Origin of the sequence: Quyinboa ferrireducens, assembly GCF_042436675.1 — a bacterium.
Lineage (GTDB): Bacteria > Bacteroidota > Bacteroidia > Bacteroidales > UBA5342 > JBHJHP01.
Genome location: NZ_JBHMVA010000015.1, coordinates 30,932 through 51,530 on the forward strand (window position 1 = coordinate 30,932; position 20,599 = coordinate 51,530).

At 38.4% G+C, this 20,599-nt stretch carries 14 protein-coding genes; 10 read left to right on the forward strand and 4 right to left on the reverse strand.

The window, feature by feature from the left end; genetic code table 11:
• Positions 1-59: 59 nt before the first annotated feature.
• On the reverse strand, positions 60-1,067 hold the full coding sequence (gene gldB / locus ACE01N_RS17240) for a gliding motility lipoprotein GldB (RefSeq protein WP_380591729.1): 1,008 nt from the start codon (positions 1,065-1,067) through the stop codon (positions 60-62).
• Between the two features lie 235 nt (positions 1,068-1,302).
• On the opposite strand from gldB, the gene gdhA reads away from it, so the two are divergent.
• The gene (gene gdhA / locus ACE01N_RS17245) at positions 1,303-2,640 is read left to right on the forward strand and encodes an NADP-specific glutamate dehydrogenase (protein WP_380591731.1); all 1,338 of its coding nucleotides are present in this window, start codon (positions 1,303-1,305) and stop codon (positions 2,638-2,640) included.
• Between the two features lie 30 nt (positions 2,641-2,670).
• Here gdhA and ACE01N_RS17250 read toward each other — a convergent pair whose 3' ends face one another.
• Together ACE01N_RS17250 and ACE01N_RS17255 are read right to left on the reverse strand one after the other, a co-directional pair.
• Positions 2,671-3,327 (reverse strand): DUF3267 domain-containing protein, encoded by a 657-nt coding sequence (locus ACE01N_RS17250; protein WP_380591733.1) that lies wholly within the window; start codon positions 3,325-3,327, stop codon positions 2,671-2,673.
• Between the two features lie 2 nt (positions 3,328-3,329).
• Positions 3,330-3,722, reverse strand: coding sequence for a hypothetical protein (locus ACE01N_RS17255; protein WP_380591735.1), 393 nt, complete (start codon positions 3,720-3,722; stop codon positions 3,330-3,332).
• Positions 3,723-4,022: 300 nt separating this feature from the next.
• Here ACE01N_RS17255 and porU point away from each other — a divergent pair, with 300 nt between their 5' ends.
• The 9 genes from porU to ACE01N_RS17300 all read left to right on the forward strand — a co-directional run bounded on the left by porU (position 4,023) and on the right by ACE01N_RS17300 (position 18,778).
• Positions 4,023-7,841, forward strand: a complete 3,819-nt coding sequence (porU, locus tag ACE01N_RS17260; protein ID WP_380591737.1) for a type IX secretion system sortase PorU — start codon at positions 4,023-4,025, stop codon at positions 7,839-7,841.
• Positions 7,842-7,927: 86 nt separating this feature from the next.
• Positions 7,928-9,082: a type IX secretion system outer membrane channel protein PorV gene (gene porV, locus ACE01N_RS17265; protein WP_380591739.1), complete on the forward strand. Its 1,155-nt coding sequence runs from the start codon at positions 7,928-7,930 to the stop codon at positions 9,080-9,082.
• A gap of 139 nt (positions 9,083-9,221) precedes the next feature.
• Entirely contained in the window at positions 9,222-9,716 is a 495-nt protein-coding gene (ispF, locus tag ACE01N_RS17270; RefSeq protein WP_375728776.1) for a 2-C-methyl-D-erythritol 2,4-cyclodiphosphate synthase, read from the forward strand.
• A 6-nt stretch (positions 9,717-9,722) separates the two neighbouring features.
• Positions 9,723-10,466 carry a polyprenol monophosphomannose synthase gene (locus tag ACE01N_RS17275; RefSeq protein ID WP_380591742.1) on the forward strand — a complete coding sequence of 248 codons (744 nt, stop codon included), beginning with the start codon at positions 9,723-9,725 and terminating at the stop codon, positions 10,464-10,466.
• Position 10,467: 1 nt separating this feature from the next.
• Positions 10,468-11,826: a dihydroorotase gene (locus tag ACE01N_RS17280; protein WP_380591743.1), complete on the forward strand. Its 1,359-nt coding sequence runs from the start codon at positions 10,468-10,470 to the stop codon at positions 11,824-11,826.
• Between the two features lie 33 nt (positions 11,827-11,859).
• Positions 11,860-12,762 (forward strand): 1,4-dihydroxy-2-naphthoate polyprenyltransferase, encoded by a 903-nt coding sequence (locus ACE01N_RS17285; protein WP_380591745.1) that lies wholly within the window; start codon positions 11,860-11,862, stop codon positions 12,760-12,762.
• 129 nt (positions 12,763-12,891) lie between these two features.
• Positions 12,892-14,541, forward strand: coding sequence for a diphosphate--fructose-6-phosphate 1-phosphotransferase (locus tag ACE01N_RS17290; protein ID WP_380591747.1), 1,650 nt, complete (start codon positions 12,892-12,894; stop codon positions 14,539-14,541).
• Between the two features lie 160 nt (positions 14,542-14,701).
• The gene (locus ACE01N_RS17295; RefSeq protein WP_380591749.1) at positions 14,702-15,079 is read left to right on the forward strand and encodes a YccF domain-containing protein; all 378 of its coding nucleotides are present in this window, start codon (positions 14,702-14,704) and stop codon (positions 15,077-15,079) included.
• 228 nt (positions 15,080-15,307) lie between these two features.
• Positions 15,308-18,778, forward strand: a complete 3,471-nt coding sequence (locus ACE01N_RS17300) for a PPi-type phosphoenolpyruvate carboxykinase family protein (RefSeq protein WP_380591751.1) — start codon at positions 15,308-15,310, stop codon at positions 18,776-18,778.
• A gap of 86 nt (positions 18,779-18,864) precedes the next feature.
• Here the strand turns inward: ACE01N_RS17300 and ACE01N_RS17305 are convergent, their stop codons facing one another.
• The gene (locus tag ACE01N_RS17305; protein ID WP_380591752.1) at positions 18,865-20,475 is read right to left on the reverse strand and encodes an OmpP1/FadL family transporter; all 1,611 of its coding nucleotides are present in this window, start codon (positions 20,473-20,475) and stop codon (positions 18,865-18,867) included.
• Positions 20,476-20,599 lie beyond the last annotated feature (124 nt).

Here is a 20,599-nt window from a genome sequence, read left to right on the forward strand (position 1 = left end):
GCTGTTATACTTTCCCCTGATTGCAAACTCCTAAGATAATTTTGTATTCGTCATTAATTTTACGGTTTATATCCTGATTTTCCAAGGATATCCGCTCCGACGTTAATATTCAATAATTGTTTCAGTGTTACTTCCTTGTTGTTTTTCATGAAAGCCGATACAATTCTATACCCGATAAAGGAGCCTGCTCTGGGTGATGATTCATTTCCGAAGAATTGAGTAAATGGTGCAGGATCGGTATATTTATTTATAACTAAAGGCTCTTTACTGAACAGATGTTTATATTCGATGATGTAACTCCACATTGCTTTTTCATTTGCTTCGCACCATTTCAGTTGTGGCTCGGAATAACTCAGTATTCTGTTTTTGGGTTCGTCGGGTAACAGCTGCTCTAAAACAAACATTATCTTACCTTCGTAGATCATTTTATTCAATAGCGTCTGTTGTTCTGCCCGATATGGAAAATCACTTTTCAGCCAGCCCCATAATGCATCGGTTGGTATCTTTTCGGGATACATATTAATCCTGACATATTCATACAGTGATAACCATTGATAAAAAGGGTGATTAACGCCCAGATAATCTTCAAGGCTTATGGCAAGAATATCTTTTGCTACAACAACAGATTCATTGAATCCTGAAATCATATAATATACATCGGGTATGGCTCTTTCAGGGAAAAAATAATTGTAACGTTTGAATCCGTTTCGGATGATGAGGTCCTGCTTTTGAGTGGAACTGAATTTATGTTCTACAGTATCATAAACCTGACAGTATACTGTGTCGGTAAGATATCGATTTAGGTACTTTTCAAAATTCTTACCGGTAGGAACGCCTGTTTTAATAATTTGGGAAGAGTATAAATTAAAGAATCGAGGATATTTATTCTGGAAAGTATCAACTTTTGCAGCAGTTGCAGTTGTATCTTCTTTTCCCAATTCCTGATCGAAACGGATGAATTGAATATTTATATCAATATCGTCGGTTTTAACGGTAAATCTGTTGCTTTTTTTGCACCCAAAAAAAACTGTGAAAACCAGAATGAAAGTAAAAACAGGGTATTTCATATTCTTCAGAATTTTTGTTGAACGAAAAAACAAAATCTATCTCTTTAACCCAAAAAAATCCTTTAAATTGTTTAAGTATCAGGCAAAAATTAAAATTGATAAAAATCATACCTATATTTATACCTAATTAAGAAATTGCACGCATTTAAAACTTTAGTATCGAGACTATGAACCAGATTCAGATCAGATATTTTGTAATGATCTGATGATATGAGAACAAAAAATTAAATGGCAGATGAAAGAAAAAATGACTGCTTTTTTAGAAGATGTAAAAGCAAAAAATCCTGGCGAAGATGAATTTCTGCAGGCAGTAGAAGAAGTAGTGGAATCGGTTTGGGATTACTACGAATCGCACCCCAGGTATCAGAAAGCAAAAATTCTGGAGCGCATCGTTGAACCTGAACGGGTTATCATGTTTCGTGTTCCCTGGATAGACGATAGTGGTGAAATACGTATCAACAGAGGGTACAGGGTTGAATTTAACAGCGCCCTTGGGCCTTACAAAGGTGGTCTGCGTTTCCATACCAGTGTAACTTTAAGCGGGTTGAAATTTCTTGGATTCGAGCAGACATTTAAAAACAGCCTGACAACCCTGCCAATGGGAGGAGGTAAAGGTGGTTCTGATTTCAATCCCAAAGGAAAATCGGATAACGAAATTATGCGCTTTTGCCAGGCTTTTATGTCCGAACTCTACCGCCATATTGGTCCTCATACTGATGTGCCTGCCGGTGATATTGGTGTTGGTGGTCGCGAAATTGGTTATCTTTTCGGAATGTATAAAAAGCTGAAGAATGAATTTACAGGCGTGTTGACTGGAAAAGGAGTGGAGTTTGGCGGTAGTCTGATCCGGCCGGAAGCAACCGGTTTTGGCGCGGTATATTTTGTAAAGGAAATGCTTGAGGATGTAAATCAAACACTTGCAGGTAAAACAATCGCCATCTCAGGATTTGGTAATGTGGCCTGGGGTGCAGTACTCAAAGCAACTGAATTGGGTGCTAAGGTGGTTACAATATCGGGTCCTGACGGATATATTTATGATCCGGATGGTGTGACTGGCGAAAAAATTGATTATATGCTCGAACTTCGTGCTACCAATATGGATGTGGTTGAACCTTATGCAGAGCGTTATGGCGTAAAGTTTTATGAAGGTGAAAGGCCGTGGCGTGAAAAAGTGGATATCGCTATTCCATGTGCCATACAGAATGAGATGAACCACGAAGATGTGAGAATGCTGATAGATAATGGCTGTCAGTTGATAGCTGAGGCTTCAAATATGGGGCTGACAGCAGAGGCTGCAGAGCTCGCAACCGGCAATATTATGTTTGCTCCCGGAAAAGCTGTAAATGCAGGCGGCGTTGCTGTTTCGGGACTTGAAATGAGCCAAAACAGTATGCGGTTAAACTGGCCGGTAGATGAAGTGGACGCACGTTTACAGATCATTATGCATAACATTCACCAAACCTGTATCCGTTATGGTAAAGAACCGGGTGGTAAAATTAATTATGTTAAAGGAGCGAATATCGGAGGCTTTGTCAAGGTTGCGGATGCAATGCTCGCACAGGGTGTTATTTAAAAACTGAGATATAATTTATGAAAGCTGGTATTATTCGATATCAGCTTTTTTTATATAAAAACGTGCCAGCTTATTTCTGCTGTCATCATAGGTATATATTTCAGATGTTTTCTGCCTTGAAAAGAAACTTATCATTGCAAAATCTCCGGCACAGAACAAAGCGTGTGCTAACAATACCACCCAAAAAAACAAAGAAAGCGGGGAATGCCAGAGGATTATAATTAAAGGTATGCAAATCAGATGAACCAGAATGAAAGGAATAAGTGCCACAAGAATCAGTTCTTTTCGGTTGACAACCTGCATATGTGCATGCACGTAAAAGATAAACTTTTTAATATCGGCTCCAAACTTTAACTGTTTTTTACCAAGCACAGAATAAGCTAAAGCGTGCATCAGTTCGTGAATTATAACCAAAACACTAAAAGAGAAAAGTAACCCGGTTAATATGCAGTAGAAGTTTTGTATGTGGTAAGCCTCATTGATTAGTGCATTGTAAATATGAAATGCCACCAGTATTATAAGTGCTGCAAGTGCAATTGTCTGGTACAGCACATAAAAGTTGATTAGTGTATCCCGCTTAGAGATTATTTTTAAAATGAATGGTTTAATTTCATCGAACCTGAGTTCTTTAATTAAGGTGTATTCAACTCCTGAGTCTAATTGTGAAACGGTTGGGTTTGATTTCATGTTCATCCAAACCTGCGTTCACTGATGATCATTAGTGCTTCGTCCCGTACAGGAATGGGTAGTTCTATGTTACGGAGTTGCAGACTCTTCAGCCATCCCGAAACATCCTTTTCCTTTAGAGTATAAAGGATATCTTCAAATTCTGTGATATCCCCGTTGGAGTAATCATGAACATCTTTTCCTGCAAAACGATCCAGCTCTTCATCTTCAAAATACACGGGTTTGTTGGTGTGGTTCATGAGCGATTCAGCTTCGCATACTTCATGTGCGCCGCAGCAATCCGCATCAGGGAGGAGTGTAGGTTCTTCCTCCGTTTCATCCTTTTTAGAGCGAAAAAGAACCCCTATAAGGATCAGGATCACAAAAACTGCTATTGCTGATAATATAAATACCATTTTCTTTTCCGAATATCTTAATTTGCGTTTTATAAAAAACAACGCTGCAAAATTACAAAAGTTGCTGTAAGATTGGATCATTTAAAACGTCTGTACTATAGTAATTATCATAAGGAGTAACGAAATCCTTTTTCTCAAAGCGATTATATTGAAATTAAAGTCTGTTTAAAAGGGTTTAAAATTGTAAAATATTTTTTGAATGATTGCGTTATAACTGAAATTGCTCTAACTGTCATTACTCATCAGAAAAGTTTTTTGAATTGTAAAACTTATCTATTTTAGTGACCAATTTAAAATAATATGTTAAAGAGATTCATATTAATATTTTTTGTTTGTGGTTTTTCTGTTCTGAATGCTCAGATTAATGTTAGTCTTAACTGGTATAACACGTTGGGACAGGTAACAAAGGAAGATTCTATAGGTTTTTTAAACTTTGAAGGAGCACAGAATGCGGATGAGTATGGATATTTACCACAGTATTATACGTATATCCCCATCAATCAGGAAGATTTTAGCAATGTTGATTTTAGTGTCACCCTAAAGAATCAGAAATGGGAGCCATTGCCAGTTAATACAAATCAACAGATTCAGGGAATGGGTTTTATTTCTGATTCGGCAATTGTAGAGCATTATGTTACCATGTCAAGGGGGAACGGTATGCTGGATATTACCGTTATACCATTACGAAAAAATGGAAATGTAATTGAAGGTTTAAAATCATTTGCAATAAATGTTGTTAAGCAACCGGTTGTTAAATTAAAGTCTGCAACGTTGGATAAAACTGACTATTTTAAACCGTCATCGGCTCTTGCCACCGGAAAATGGGTAAAGGTCGCCATTAAAAAAACAGGCTTTTATAAGCTTACTTACAGTGATATAAGCAGTATGGGGCTTGATCCGGGTACTGTTAAAATTTACGGTAACGGAGGACAGGTTTTGGATAAATTTATTGCAAATTACAAATACGATGATTTGAATGAAGTGGCGGTTTGGGTTGAAAAAGGCTCGGACGGGGTTTTTAACAACGGAGATTATATCCTGTTTTATGCTGTTGGAACTTACAAATGGACCTGGGATGATGCATCGCAACAGTTTGTTCAAACACAACATCCTTTTAGTGACAAAGCCTATTACTTTTTGACGTCCGGTTCAGGATCATTAAAAGAGTTAAAGTCAAAACCCGATACAATTAATGTTGCGGATGATGAGGTTACAACATTTGTGGATTATGCGGTTTATGAACCTATGACTGAAAATCTTTTGGAATCGGGTGATGATTGGTATGGCCCTAAAATGGATGAAGGTACAACGCAAACAGTCTCTTTTAACTTTCCAACAATCTCTACAAATGAAGAGTCGAAAGTTTACGTATCTTATGTAGCAAGATCGTTAGATGCCAGATCAAACGTGTACGTAAATTACAATGACGGATTACTTGGATCATTATCCATCCCGTCAACAATAAGTTCAGAAATAAGTATGTTTGCGTATACCAGAGATTTAAACAAGATATTTACACCTGTTTCTCCTGATATCGACATTAATGTACAACTGTTAAGTGCAGATAATTCAGCTACGGGCTGGATTGATTTTGTGAGGGTGAATGTGATTCGCCCGTTACAAATGACCGGAGACGAATTACAGTTCAGGTATCCTTATAATACCGGTGAAGGTAAATCACATCGTTTTACTGTTAACGGAGTTGATGATAATATTATAGTATTGGATGTAACTGATCGCATGAACATTGAAAAAGTTGCAACTGCAACTACAAATGGTGCAATTTCATTTAATGATGATGCCTCATCTTTGCGAAATTATGTGGCACTGAATCCGAATGGTTCCTTCCCAAAACCGGAGGTGATTGGTGAGGTTGAAAATCAGAACCTACATGCTGAAGCAGGTATTGATATGGTGATTGTATCAAATAAAGATTTTCTTGGCGAAGGCATGGCTCAGGACCTTTATGATCTGCATACATCTGAAGGTTTGAAGGTGTTGGTTGTAACACCGGAACAAATCTATAATGAATTTTCATGTGGTCAGCCTGATGTAACAGCTATTCGTTGGTTTATGAAAATGTTATACGACAGGGGAACAGCCAATGAAGATCGTCTAAAGTATCTGCTTATATTCGGAGATGGAACTTTTGATAACAGGCCAGACGTGGATCTTGAACGTAACAGAGTAATTACATTTGAGTCGGATGAATCTTTAAACCAAGCCAATACATACGTAACAGATGATTATTTTGGTATCCTTGATGACTCTGAAGGATCGCTTGGGAATAGTGATAAAGTGGATATTGGTGTAGGGCGCTATCCTGTCTATACTGTTGAAGAAGCGAAAGCAATGGTGTCCAAATCAACATATTATAACCAGAATCTCAATAAAAACATGTGGAAAAATTCAGTCACTTTTGTTGCGGATGATGGGGACGGCAATACCCATATGCGGGATGCTAATCTTATGGCAGATAAAGTGATGAGGCTGCATCCCGATATGGTTGTGGACAAAATTTTACTGGATGCCTATCAGCAGGTGGTTGAGGCTTCCGGGCCTTCTTTCCCTGATGCCAATAAGGCATTGAAGAGGGATCTTCAAAAAGGAGTCCTGCTGTTGAATTACTCAGGACATGGAGGAATAACAGGACTTACAGATGAAAAGATTGTAACAAAAAATATGATTAAGGCACTAAGTAACCTTAATAATTTACCGGTATGGGTAACTGCTACCTGTGAATTCAGCCGGTTTGATATGAAAGAGAGTACTTCAGCTGGTGAATGGGTGCTGCTGAGTCAGGCAGGAGGAGGTGTATCACTCTTTACAACCACACGTCTTGTTTTTTCCAGTTCCAATTATACCATTAACAACAACTTTTTTGACTATGCCTTTAAGCTGGATGATAGTGGGGAATCATATAGATTAGGTGATATTTGTCGCGAAACAAAAAGTCACACCGGAACCGGAGCCAACAAGCGTAAATTTATGCTTCTGGGTGATCCGGCTCTAAGGATGTTGCAACCCAAACTAACAGTTAAAACCTCTGCTGTCAACGGTAATACCAGTTTTGAAACAGATAATGATACAATCGCAGCACTTGAAAGTGCTACCGTGAGTGGATATATTGAAGCTTTAAATGGCGATACGGCAACGTTTTTTAATGGCGATGTTTATATTAAAATATACGACAAGATTTCCACAATTACAACCCTCATGAACGATGCTGCTGATTATGTTAATAGTGGACCACTTACCTTCAAATTATGGGACAAAGCCATATTCAATGGTAAGGCTAAAGTAAAGGATGGCAGGTTTGAGTTTGAGTTCATGATACCCAAAGAGATAAATTATATGGTTGGAAATGGTAGGATTGTGTATTATGCAACTTCAGAAACAGCCGAAGCAAAGGGATATACGGAAGAAATTAAGATTGGAGGGTTCAATGATAATTTTATTGCAGATGATGCGGGCCCTGAGCTTTCATTATATCTGAACAGCACTGGTTTCACAAATGGTTCTTCGGTAAGTTCCAATCCGTTGTTTTTTGCTGATATTGTAGATCAGAGTGGAATTAATACTTCAGGCCTGGGCATTGGTCATGATATTATGCTGACCCTGGATGATGATCCATATCAGACATACATAGTGAATGATTATTTTCAACCATCTGTAGGTTCGTCTGAGGGTCAGGTTAGGTATAGACTCAGTAATCTTGATGAAGGAGAACATACCTTGCATTTCCGTGTGTGGGATATTTATAATAATTCATCTTCAGCAGAACTTAAATTTGTGGTGGATAAGAATGATAAACCCGATATTACGAAGGTTACCTGTTATCCGAATCCGGCGAAATCTTATGTGTATTTTGAATTTGATCATAACCGTCCGGAATCGGTTCTGGATATTCAAATAGACATTTTTTCTACCAATGGTCAGCTTTTAAATACTTTAAACCAGATAGCATACAGTGCCGACAATACTTCAAATCCTCTTAATTGGGATTTGACGGATATGTCGGGTAGAAAAGTCAAAAGGGGAATATATTTTTACAGGGTGCGAATTACTCAGAACGGTAAGGAGAGTTTGGGGGCAGCTCAAAAACTTATTGTTAATTAGTTTTTGGTTGGTTAATAAAATAATTTACAGTTTCTTTGCGTTTTAGAAAAACGTTTTTTAGAAGCGTATTAATTAAGCTAGGAAATATGAAGTTTAGATCGAAATTAATGCTTTTATTTGTTGTTGTTACAGGCGCGTTATCTGCCCAGAATACCAGCAATGTTATCACTACAGCAACACCATTTTTAACTATCGCACCGGATTCACGTTCGAGTGCTATGGGTGATATCGGTGTTTCAACATCAGCAGACTTTAATTCACAATACTGGAATGCTGCAAAATATCCGTATAATACTGATGAATTCGGGTTTACTTTCTCATATACACCGTGGTTGAGAGCACTGGTTAATGACATCGGGCTTTTCTATCTGTCAGGATATTATAAACTTAGTGATTTACATGCGGTCAGTGCATCTATGAAGTATTTCTCGTTGGGTGAGATACAGTGGACCGATGAAACGGGTTTCGGACTTGGAACCATCAAACCAAATGAATTTGCTCTGGATGCTGCATATTCCAGAAAGTTTTCCGATTATGTAACAGGGGCTGTTACATTCAGATATATTTATTCGGATCTGAGTGGTGGTGCTACACAACAGGGAAGTGAAGATTACCGTGCTGGTAGTTCTTTTGCGGCTGATATGTCAACTTTCTATACAAGGGAGACTGAAATAAGTGGATATGATGTTAATTATAACGTTGGTTTAAGTATAACCAATTTAGGTCAAAAGATGTCATATAACGAAACGGAACAGTATTTTCTTCCAACCACACTTCGTTTAGGTACCACCTGGGGAATGGTAATTGATGAATATAATAAACTATCTGCTTCAGTGGAATTCTCAAAATTACTGGTTCCAACACCCGGTGGATATGATGCTGCTAATGCTGAGAATGATGCACAGATAAGAAATGATATGAACGTTCTGGTCGGTGCAGTAAGATCTTTTGGCGATGCTCCCGGGGGATTCAAGGAAGAGATGCAGGAGATAATGTGGTCAGCTGGTCTGGAGTATGTGTACGATGAAATGTTCTTCATTCGCGGTGGCTATTATCATGAATCTGCAATTAAAGGGAACCGAACTTTCTTTTCTGCTGGAGCCGGCTTTAAAATGAATGTGTTAAGCCTGGATGTTTCTTATCTGATTCCGACGGATTCAACCAGCCCTCTGGCAAATACCTTAAGATTTACGTTGTCCTTTGGAGTTGATGGATTGCAAAAAATGATTAACGGACAATAATAGTACAGATTATCAATTGGATTAATCTTTTTTAAATTGATATAACATATTTGAAATAATTTAAATTAAAGGCCGGTCAACCCGGCCTTTTTTGTATCTTCATCTTTTGCTACTTTTGCAATAACAAAATTGATGCATTATGGATTTCAGAGTAGGTTTCGGATATGATGTTCACCGGTTAGCCGAAGGCGAATCTTTGTGGCTCGGTGGTGTTGAAATTCCTCATACAAAAGGAACAGTTGCTCATTCTGACGGAGATGTCCTGATTCATGCACTCTCAGATGCTCTGTTGGGTGCTGCCGGACTTAGGGATATCGGGCATTATTTTCCTGATACCGATGATGCATTTAAAAATGTGGACAGTAAAAAATTGTTGCTAAAAGTTGTGAGACTGCTGAGTGAATCGGGCTACGTGATCGGAAACATAGACTGTACAATTGCAGCGCAACAACCAAAGCTTGCCGACTTTATGTCTGATATGAAGCGGAAACTGGCAGAAGTACTGAATATAGATAAAAACAGTGTTGGATTAAAGGCTACTACAACAGAACGATTGGGATTTGAAGGGCGGGAAGAAGGAATTTCGGCTTATGCAGTAGTCCTTATTTATAAAAAAGAAGCTAAAGACATATAAAAGCACATGGCAAAAAGTGTAGTAATCATTCCAACTTACAACGAGAAGGAGAACATTGAGAACATAATCCGTGCTGTAACAGATCTTAAAGAAGGGTTTCATATTCTTATTATTGATGATGGTTCACCAGATGGTACTGCAGACATTGTAAAAAAACTTCAAAAAGAGTTCGATGACCGCTTATTCATGGTTCAGCGTCAGGGAAAACAGGGACTTGGGACTGCTTATATTGCAGGTTTTAAATGGGCCATCGAAAGAAAATATGATTTTATTTTTGAAATGGATGCCGATTTTTCCCATAATCCCAATGATCTTCCCCGGCTATTACATGCATGTAAGTCAGAAGGAGCAGATCTGGCAATTGGTTCAAGATATATCAGCGGAGTAAATGTTGTTAACTGGCCTATTGGTCGTGTACTAATGTCATACTTTGCTTCAAAATATGTAAAAATTGTAACCGGTATGAAAGTATTTGACACTACTGCCGGTTTTAAATGTTATCGGAGGCAGGTTCTGGAAACTATCAATCTGGATGCGATCAGGTTCAAGGGATATGCCTTTCAGATCGAAATGAAATTCACAACGTTTAAATGTGGATTTACTATTAAAGAGGTCCCGATTGTATTTGTGAACCGCGTTCTCGGGACCTCGAAAATGAGCGGTGGTATTTTTAATGAAGCCGTTTGGGGCGTATTAAAGTTGAAATTACGCAGTTATTTCAAAAAGTACCCTCAGAAAAACGCAGCCTGAAATGACACATAAAATACTAATATTCAATGCAGAAATTATAAATGAAAACGAAAGGTTTACAGGTTCTGTATTGATTGAGGATGAGGTGATTAAAGAGATTTTTAAGACTGAGGTTGATCCGCAATCGTTCAAGGATATTCAGTTGATTGATGCAACAGGATTAATACTGTTCCCCGGTGTGATAGATGATCAGGTACATTTCCGCGATCCTGGTCTGATACATAAGGGTGATATCTATACTGAGGCTAAAGCAGCAGTGGCTGGAGGTGTAACATCCTATATGGAGATGCCAAATACCAAACCACAGGCAGTAACGATTCAGATTCTTGAGGATAAATATAAATCTGCCTCTGAAAAATCCCTGGCAAATTATTCTTTCTTTATGGGTGCCACCAACGATAATATTGATGAATTAAAGAAAGTAGATCCGGAACAGGTATGTGGCGTGAAAATATTTATGGGGTCCTCAACGGGAAATATGCTGGTGGATAACAAGGAAACCCTGGAAAATATTTTTTCAGAAATACCACTGTTAATTGCTACACATTGTGAGGATGAATCAACTATTCAGGCAAACATTCAAAAAGCAAAGCAGCAGTTTGGTGAGGATGTACCAATTGAACAGCATCCTTTGATCCGAAGTGCTGAGGCGTGTTATTTGTCGTCATCGTTTGCTGTAAGCCTGGCAAAAAAATTCAATGCAAGATTACATATATTGCATCTCTCTACCCAAAAGGAACTTGAGTTATTCGATAATTCAAAGCCATTGAGGGAAAAGAATATCACAGCAGAAGTCTGTGTACATCATCTGTTATTCGATGATTCGGATTATAGTACCAAAGGTACGCTCATAAAATGGAATCCTTCGGTTAAAACCAAAGAGGATAAGGAGGCTTTATTGCAAGGGATTATAAGTGATAAGGTGGATATTGTAGCCACGGATCATGCGCCACACCTGTGGGAGGAAAAGCAGGGTGGAGCTCTGAAAGCAATGTCTGGTGGTCCGATGGTTCAGCATAGTTTGGTGGCAATGCTAGAGTTAGTGAAAAACAAGAAGCTTTCTTACGAAAAGGTGGTTCAGAAAATGTGCCATGCTCCGGCTGTTTTATTCAACGTCAAAGAACGCGGTTTTATAAGGGAAGGATATAAAGCTGATCTCGTCTTGGTTGACCCGGATACTGCAAGTAAAGTGACAAAAGATAATATACGTTATAAATGCGGTTGGTCGCCACTTGAAGGGATGACCTTTTCCCATTCCATAATGACCACGTTTGTTAACGGACACAAAGTTTATGATGCCGGAATTTTCGATGAATCCGTGAAAGGACAGAGGCTGCGGTTCACAAAACGGGCAATTTGATCCCGATTTATACAGCATAAAATTTATAATTTGTTGCAACGGTTAAAAAACTGGATTGAAGCGTTCAGGTTAAGAACATTATTTCTTGCTCTGGCATCAGTTATTACTGGTGGGCTGTTGCCTGTCAGAGAAGGGCTTTTCAGACCTCTCGTTTTTATACTCACTCTGATTACCACTGTTTTTTTGCAGATTTTGTCTAATCTGGCAAACGATTACGGCGATTCAGAAAAGGGGACGGATAATGAGAACAGGGTTGGACCATTACGATCAGTTCAGTCCGGAAAGATCACACACCAGGAAATGAAACGGATGATAATAGCTTTTGTCCTGCTATCGTTGATTTCAGGTTTGTTGTTATTATATATCAGTTTTCCCGAAGAGAAATTTCCTGAACTTGTGCTGTTCTTTTTTTTAGGTATTGCCGCTATCTGGGCAGCCATAAAATACACGGTCGGGAAAGGAGCATTTGGTTATTCAGGTTTGGGTGATTTTTTTGTCTTTATCTTTTTTGGTCTGGTTGGCGTGGCAGGAAGTTACTATGTGCAAACACTCATGCTAGATATCCGGATCTTTCTGCCTGCATTAACTTTGGGATTGTTTTCTGTCGGGGTCTTGAATCTGAACAACATGCGGGATATTGAAAACGATAAAATTCACCGGAAACATACTATACCTGTGAGACTGGGATTAAAGCGTGCTAAAAATTATCATATATCCCTGATTACATTGGGATGGTTATCTGCTGTGCTTTATCTTTCGCTTTCATATTGTTTCGTTTTTAATCTCATTTTCTTGTTGGCTATGCCCTTGTTTGTGGTGCATTTGCAAAAGGTAATAAAGCGTGAGGGAGCTTCGCTTGATCCGCTGCTAAGAGAATTATCGTTGTCAACATTTTTATTTTCAGTGCTTTTTGCGGTCTCATTTCTAATTTGTTAAAGTTTCTTTAGGCCGTGATCTCAGGGAGATTAAAGTGAATGAAAACTTTTAAAAATCAAAAAAAATCGTAAAATTTGCACCTCCGTTAATTAAAGAAAAAATTCAGTATAAATTAATAAAGTCAGAACAATGTTAAAGAGTCCGTTACAAATTGCCAGAGCAGCATATGCTCCAAAACTGCCTAAATCATTACAGGGTCCTGTAGCGCTTGTGGTAGGTGAAAAAACAAATAGTGTGGCTGATCCGGAAGAAATAGCCAAACTTTTTCCTAATACTTATGGAATGCCGTTGTTGACATTCGAATCAGGTTCTGTTAGAGAATATCCTGTAATGAATGTAGGCGTTATTTTATCAGGAGGTCAGGCACCGGGTGGGCACAATGTGATTTCAGGATTATTTGATGGATTAAAAGCTTTAAATCCGGATAATAAATTGTATGGTTTCCTGGGTGGTCCAAGTGGATTGGTTGATCATTCATACATGGAATTAACTGCAGAAATTGTTGATGAGTATCGTAACACCGGTGGTTTTGATATTATCGGATCAGGCCGTACAAAACTTGAGGAAGAAAAGCAATTTGATAAAGGTATTGAGATTTGTAAGGAGCTCGGTATAAATGCACTGGTTGTTATTGGTGGTGATGATTCCAATACAAACGCATGTGTTTTGGCTGAATATTATTCTCAAAAAGAAGCAGGAATTCAGGTGATTGGTTGTCCTAAAACAATTGATGGCGACCTTAAAAACGAAATGATTGAGACTTCGTTTGGTTTCGATACGGCCTGTAAAGTTTACAGTGAGTTGATAGGTAACATTATGCGTGATGCCAACTCAGCAAAAAAATACTGGCACTTTATTAAGTTGATGGGACGTTCGGCTTCTCACATCGCACTGGAATGTGCACTTCAAACACAGCCTAATATTTGTCTGATTTCGGAAGAGGTGGCTCAGAAGAAACAAACGTTGGCAGAAATTGTGGCAAACGTGGCAGTGACTATTAGTAACAGGGCAGCTGAAGGTCACAATTTCGGTGTAATTCTTATACCTGAAGGATTAGTTGAATTTATCCCTGAAATGAAGATTCTTATTTCTGAATTGAACGAACTTCTGGCCGAAGGAACCGATTCAGATACGGAGTTTAAGCATATTAAAAAATCTCATAGAAACGAATGGGTTGCTGGCAAGCTTTCAGCGCATTCTTCCGAAGTGTTTAAATCACTTCCTGATAGTATTGCTACACAGTTAACATTGGATCGTGACCCACATGGTAACGTTCAGGTTTCACGCATTGAGACAGAAAAACTGTTGATTGAAATGGTTGATGCCAAACTTTCAGAAATGAAAAAAGCAAAAGAGTTTAAAGGTAAATTCTCTGCACTGAACCATTTCTTTGGATACGAAGGCCGTTGTGCTGCTCCATCCAATTTTGATGCCGACTACTGTTTTTCACTTGGTTATACCGCATCTATGCTCATAGGTGAAGGTAAAACCGGTTACATGGCATCTGTTCGCAATACAACTGCTCCTGCGGATGAATGGATTGCAGGTGGGGTTCCGGTTACCATGATGATGAATATGGAGCGTCGTCATGGTCACATGAAACCGGTTATTCAGAAAGCATTGGTTGAACTGGATGGCAAACCATTCCTTAAGTTAAAAGAAAACCGGGAAAAATGGGCTGTTGAAACTGCTTTTGTTTATCCTGGTCCGATTCAGTATTTTGGACCAACCGAAGTTTGTGATCTAACAACACAAACATTAAAGATAGAGAAGGAATAAACTGAAATACATAATACTAAAAAGCCATTTGTCGTAAGATGAATGGCTTTTTTTATATAACATAAAAAAAATATTTTGAAAATATTATTTTAACCTTTATTTTTAAAGTTGATTTCGATTTCTTTCAAATCATTATCTTTAAACTTAAAATTATCACAATATGAGATTTTTGGGGAACATTATTTGGTTGATATTTGGTGGCTTTGCCGTTGCGATTGAATATTTTGTATCTGGTTTAGCACTTATGGTAACTATCATTGGTATTCCCTTTGGCATTCAATGTATGAAACTTGGAATGTTTGCATTGTGGCCTTTCAATCAGAGGATTCAGGATCGCAACGAGCCGGATGGTTGCATTACAATTCCCATGAATATTTTATGGTTTATCATTGGAGGTTTCTGGATACTTGTAACTCATATTTTGTTTGGCATTTTACTTTTTATTACTATTATAGGAATTCCCTGGGGGCAACAACATTTTAAAATGGCCAGGCTGGCATTTGCTCCGTTTGGCAAGGATATAGTGTACAAGTATTAATATTGTCCTGATTTTACTTTCATAATCGCGCATTTCATCAACATTTAAAGCGTTTACTCTGTTAATATGACATAGGGTTTGGGAGACAGAAGGCTGTTGTAATTCAACGGAATTATCCTGCTATGGATTGTTAAAATGTTATCATATTTTAACCTCTTGAAAATATGTTGTAAAACATTAATTGTCTAAATTTGTAATACGGTTCAGAAGATAAAAAACAATATAAAAATGACAGTAAAACGCACATTTGGAATTGGCATCGATGCAAAAAAATCTGATGTATCTGACAAAAAAATGATTCAGTACATAAATTTGAAGCTGGCTGCTTTGGGTTATCCCGTGTATAACAGTAACTCTACGTCTAAATTTCTGGAAATGGCGCAACCTTTGTTCGATAATTTTAAGGAACAATCCAGATTTTTGCCCGGTGAAATATCCCCTATAGGGATTCGTATAGAGTCCTTTTTAGATTCCTATTTAAATGACGTTCCGGGGGAGATTAAAATTGAATTTCCGAAACGCCCTCTTAATCTCGACAGACATGGAATAGCTAAAACAGTATCTGTTCCACCTGACTCCGACTTATATGAAACAGATTTAATAAAATCATACAGAATAAGTCAGGGGATTTTACATAATCCAAAAAATGACAGGCGTACCACAAAAGGTGTATTCCATGTATGCGAAGGAGGTTTGCCAATTCCTAATGATAAAAAGGCTGTCCCAAAAGTTGCATTTGCAAAACTTCTGCAGAGTGCACTAAATCCCCCAAAAGAAATAATGAAACTTCCTTATACTGCTGGTCAGGAGGAAGAAGCTGAACTTTTTGTAAGTTTATTACTTCGTCCGATCGTAGTGCCGGAGGTAACAGGAGTAAATAAGGAAAAATCCATGGAGATTCGCTTTCTGGCGCCAGGAAGTCTTGTGAGTAACCTGGATTTTGTGGAATCAATTTTTGGTAATGCAGGTGATCCGATTTTACCGGAAAATGATGCAGCATTAAGCCCTGATTTCTGGACCGGACACACAGGATGCGTGATACTTGCTCCACATATTACAAAGCATACCAAGAAGGAACTTGGACTTCCTCATTATGATAATGCTACAGAAAGGCAACGAAAAGATGGCATGTGCTGGAAATCTGATGAAGAACTGTATAACGATGGCAGCGCATTTAAAATAACTGCAAGGGATGAAAGGGGAGTGGCAATAACCATTATTGCAGATAACTATTTTGGTTATTGCAAGAAAGAGGTTAAGACAATGATAAGCTATTCGGCAAACCTTTACGGACTGGCAGAAGAAGAACATGCCGGTGGTGCTTTGGCATTCAGAAGTTATAACCTTGGTGAGAAATTTTATCTGGATGAGAGGTTACCTTCGAACGATATGACTTTTGCTGAAATGTTATATAAATTTGGCGATATCATGGACCTTAAGCATGAAGGATATGCCATTGATAAAAATCATAATAGTATCATCTATGTGCCTGAAGATGCATTGTTCGATCTGATGAATCAAAAGATATCCTGGTTGGTGAAGGGGGCTGAAAAAAGCATTAAGTTACTGCCATACAAGCATTATATCTATCCAACGGGCTATAAGGTTGAAATGCGTAAAAGACGCGGAACCTCGCGTTGGCATCTTGTAGGAACTGTACCGGAAGGTACATTGTGCCATAAGCCTTGTACGGTTTCCGGTGGAGGAAAATCAGAGATCTCAAAGTCCATACAGGATGCTATGATACAGGGGCCGGTCATTATTGGTGATATGCAGAATGACCTTGACATGATTGAGGAAATCATGAATAAGGACTTTTCCAAACGATTCAGGGTTGCCGCAGATTATTCTAAAAATCCACCACGTTCTATTCTGAGTTCACGAAGATCGTTAGGTTCAGTTATAAAATTATTGACTCCTGCAGAAGAATATACAGACGAATATAACGAATGGCTCGCATCAATTCCTCAGCCTATAAAAATGTTGATGTATGTTATAAAAGGGAACTATAATGCAACCTGGGATAAAGAGAACTGGAGGAAGTATTTTTCTGTGGATAAGGTGAATGGTATTCCGGGACATGAATTAAAATTTCATAATACAAAACTATTATCCAACTATTTAAGAGTTGGTCTGGATACCGATGGTTCATGGAGGGTATTCCTGTTGCGTCAGGACTTTAACGCGGCACAGAAAGTACAGGTTGAAGATGATATCACAGCATCAGTTATTATAAAAAGTGATAAACTGGAGAATCTGAACGCGGATTATAAAAATCCGAGTGTAAAGATTGTTCAGAATGTAGAAGCCAGGCTGTTTCAACGTCCGGATGACTGTGTGATAAAAGGTTACGACAAGCAAGGCGAAAAGGATATTTCAAGTCCGAATACTTTCCTTTCAAATTTTGAACCGCTTAACAGAGAGCAGGTGCTCAATATAAAAGAGGATGCCATTGGCTTTGAAATGTATACACAACCGGTTAAGGATTTGATCAATAATTTTCTAAAAAGTGATGATCCGGAATATCTGGCAATATCTTCAGAACCACGACTGGTGGATGGTGTTCCAACCAAAAACCCAAGATACTTGCAGACCCGGCCTGATTTGGTTGATGGTACAAATAAATATGTTGCTGAAATAAGCACGCGTATTTTCAGAGGTATTCCATTAGATAAACCAGTATTTTTACCGGTAAATGCAGTATTAACAGGAAGACGAAACAATCCAGCTGAACCCGCAAATAATGTGCCGCCGCTTGCTGTTTATAATCCTATTCATTACCAGGAACTACCGGAGCTCTTTATTGACTTTATGTGTAGTATTACGGGAAAATCGCCTTCAACAACAGGATTTGGATCTGAAGGAGCACTTACAAAGGGTCCGTTTAACTCCCTGCTCCCTTCGGTTGATTTAAATAATGCTTTTCTCTCTTATATACTAACCGGGTATGATGGATTTTCATCAGCTGCCGGTTATGTAGGTCCAAAATACAAGGTGGATCATGATGTAAGTTTGCTCGTGCCGGAAGTATGGTGTCGAATGACTGTTGCAGAAAGGGATCCTAAATTCCTGATCGATAACGGTTATCTGGAAAAGGTGAATAATTTTGAGTACAAGGGAAAAGAAGTGGAGGCCAGCCTTCTGGGGTACAGAATTACCCTTAAATTCGTGAAGCATTTTATGGCGCGTATATTTAGTCGTCCGGACGCAGTATTTACAGAGGATATGCTTAAACCGGAACTTCAGGATATGGATGCTTTTGTGGCGTCAATCGAGAATCTATCCATTACCCAGAAAAGAGTTGCCGAAGGATATATGATTGATGGTACATTTGAAACATTGTGTCCTCCGCTTAAGGCTCTCGTTAGTATCATGGTTGAAGGTAAATTTGAAGGGAAGGACAGGAACCATCCGGATATAAGGAAAATGTTCAGTAGAGATGTGGTTTTGAACAGTAAATGGTATAATGCACGTTTGGTTGAGAAACAGAAACGTGATATAGATTTGTGGACAAGAAATATAGCATACCTCGAAAGTAAATTGAAACAGAGTAGTTTTAAAGAAATAGCTGATAAGCTAAATGTTAATGCTAATCTTGAAGATGCAAAAAAACAACTAAAAAGGGTGAAATCTCCTGCATATCTTAAAGAGCTTGAAGGGACAATTGGTGTTGATCCGTTAATACCAATTATCGATTAATGAAACGACGAAATTCGTAAAGCGAAAAAGCCATCCGTTGATTGACGGATGGCTTTTTTATAATATTACTTGACTATACTTCCACTTTAAAATCTAAAGTTTAGCCCAAGAGACACAATCCAAACATCTTTGTCATATGTTTCTTTAACCGGAACCATAGTACCACTTCCGCCGATATCATGCAAAAAATTCTTCTCTCCTTGCTGGTACATGGTATATGAACCTGCAAGATTCAATTCTATCATTTTATTAATGTCGTATGCAAATCCTCCGCCAAACGTATTGGTAGGTAAGCTGTAACTTAAATCAGTTTGGTATGCTTCCGTGGCACCTGTACTTGTTTTGAGCCAGCCAGCACTAACTAATATTTTTTCAGTCAGCGTATACTCAAGCCCCAACGCAAACTCCCAACTATTGTGGTTCAAAAGTTGTTCCTTTCCATTCCAGTTTGCATTTTTATCCAGAAATGTATGATATCCGGTTGAAATAAGTAAAGGTTTAACAGGGCGATAGGTAGCTCCGATACTTATCTGTGTCGGTAAATCCAAATGTGCTTTCTCTCCATCCGGAAATTGTGTTACCGGAGCACCGTCAGAAGTAAACCCGGTGGTAAAGTCCTTTTTTGTGGAATTTTCAAATATAAGCTCAGTTTTATGTTCATATTTGAAAGCAAAGTTTAGCTGATCGTTCAGTTTATAGTTTATGCTAAAGATAGGTGTAATTCCAGAAGCTGATTTCTCATATTCCACCTCCTGATCCTGCAAAATTGATGCTGTTGCTGTTGATTTAGCTGCAGTAGCGGTTAAACTTGTAGCAGCACTGGAATAGGCACCCTGGGCTTGTGCAAGAGTTAAACCTGTTGGGGAAATTCCTAATTCTGAAAGTCCACCTTCCAGTTGCGCTCTTGTTGTGGCGTCAATTATTCCATTATTCTGTGCCTGTTCGAAAGTTAATCCGCCGTTGCCTGCAGTAATAATAGGTTCCATATTAGCAGCAGCGGAACTTGCAGCTGTGGCTCTTGCACTGGCTTGTGCTGCAAAACCGTTTAAAACATCACTGGCAGGCATCCATGTGCCACCCATGTTTAATTCAATATTCTTCAAATAGCCAGAATAACTCTCCTTAGCCTGAACATATCTTCCGCCAAGGGCTACGGATAGTTTATCGTTAATTTTATAAGAAACATTAAGCTGATACCCGAAATATACCGATGAACCTTTAAAGTATGCATCCAGGTTATAACCTTGTGCACCCTGGCTGCTCAGGGAAGGTACCAGGTCCGCAACCGGATATTCAAAGGATGGAAGACCTTTCTCATATATTCCACCACCACCACCACCAATTGGATTAAAACCCAGGGAAATAACAATTTTGTCAAGTTTATAGCCTGCATATATGCCCGGGAAAAAGGGCGCAGAGACTTTACCCTGATAATTGCCATCATTTAAATACATATAATCACTTTTAATGGTTCTTGTTTGTCCCAGAGTTTGATTATTCAACGAAACAAAAAGCCCATTATCAGGTAAAAAATTTAAACCAGCCGGATTATAATAAACGGCATCTAAATCAATGATTGCATCGCGTGCCTGTAATCGTGTAAACATGGCACTTTGATTTGTGTTTGTTAAAATTCCGCCAGCCATAGCGTAGCCGACAGTAAATAAGAAGAATGATGAGAGGAGTGTTTTTTTCATTGTACTGATTTTTAGTTAATAACTATTAAAGATATAATAATTTATATATGTAAAGAAATAATTGAAGTAAATGTCGACTTAATTTCGAAATGACAAAAAAAAGGCTGTCTGAATTTCAGACAGC

What these genes read in the sequence shown, in the direction of transcription:
- gldB (WP_380591729.1), bottom strand. Translation starts at nt 1,067, where the DNA reads ATGAAATACCCTGTTTTTACTTTCATTCTGGTTTTCACAGTTTTTTTT.
- gdhA (WP_380591731.1), top strand. Translation starts at nt 1,303, where the DNA reads ATGAAAGAAAAAATGACTGCTTTTTTAGAAGATGTAAAAGCAAAAAAT.
- ACE01N_RS17250 (WP_380591733.1), bottom strand. Translation starts at nt 3,327, where the DNA reads ATGAAATCAAACCCAACCGTTTCACAATTAGACTCAGGAGTTGAATAC.
- ACE01N_RS17255 (WP_380591735.1), bottom strand. Translation starts at nt 3,722, where the DNA reads ATGGTATTTATATTATCAGCAATAGCAGTTTTTGTGATCCTGATCCTT.
- porU (WP_380591737.1), top strand. Translation starts at nt 4,023, where the DNA reads ATGTTAAAGAGATTCATATTAATATTTTTTGTTTGTGGTTTTTCTGTT.
- porV (WP_380591739.1), top strand. Translation starts at nt 7,928, where the DNA reads ATGAAGTTTAGATCGAAATTAATGCTTTTATTTGTTGTTGTTACAGGC.
- ispF (WP_375728776.1), top strand. Translation starts at nt 9,222, where the DNA reads ATGGATTTCAGAGTAGGTTTCGGATATGATGTTCACCGGTTAGCCGAA.
- ACE01N_RS17275 (WP_380591742.1), top strand. Translation starts at nt 9,723, where the DNA reads ATGGCAAAAAGTGTAGTAATCATTCCAACTTACAACGAGAAGGAGAAC.
- ACE01N_RS17280 (WP_380591743.1), top strand. Translation starts at nt 10,468, where the DNA reads ATGACACATAAAATACTAATATTCAATGCAGAAATTATAAATGAAAAC.
- ACE01N_RS17290 (WP_380591747.1), top strand. Translation starts at nt 12,892, where the DNA reads ATGTTAAAGAGTCCGTTACAAATTGCCAGAGCAGCATATGCTCCAAAA.
- ACE01N_RS17295 (WP_380591749.1), top strand. Translation starts at nt 14,702, where the DNA reads ATGAGATTTTTGGGGAACATTATTTGGTTGATATTTGGTGGCTTTGCC.
- ACE01N_RS17300 (WP_380591751.1), top strand. Translation starts at nt 15,308, where the DNA reads ATGACAGTAAAACGCACATTTGGAATTGGCATCGATGCAAAAAAATCT.
- ACE01N_RS17305 (WP_380591752.1), bottom strand. Translation starts at nt 20,475, where the DNA reads ATGAAAAAAACACTCCTCTCATCATTCTTCTTATTTACTGTCGGCTAC.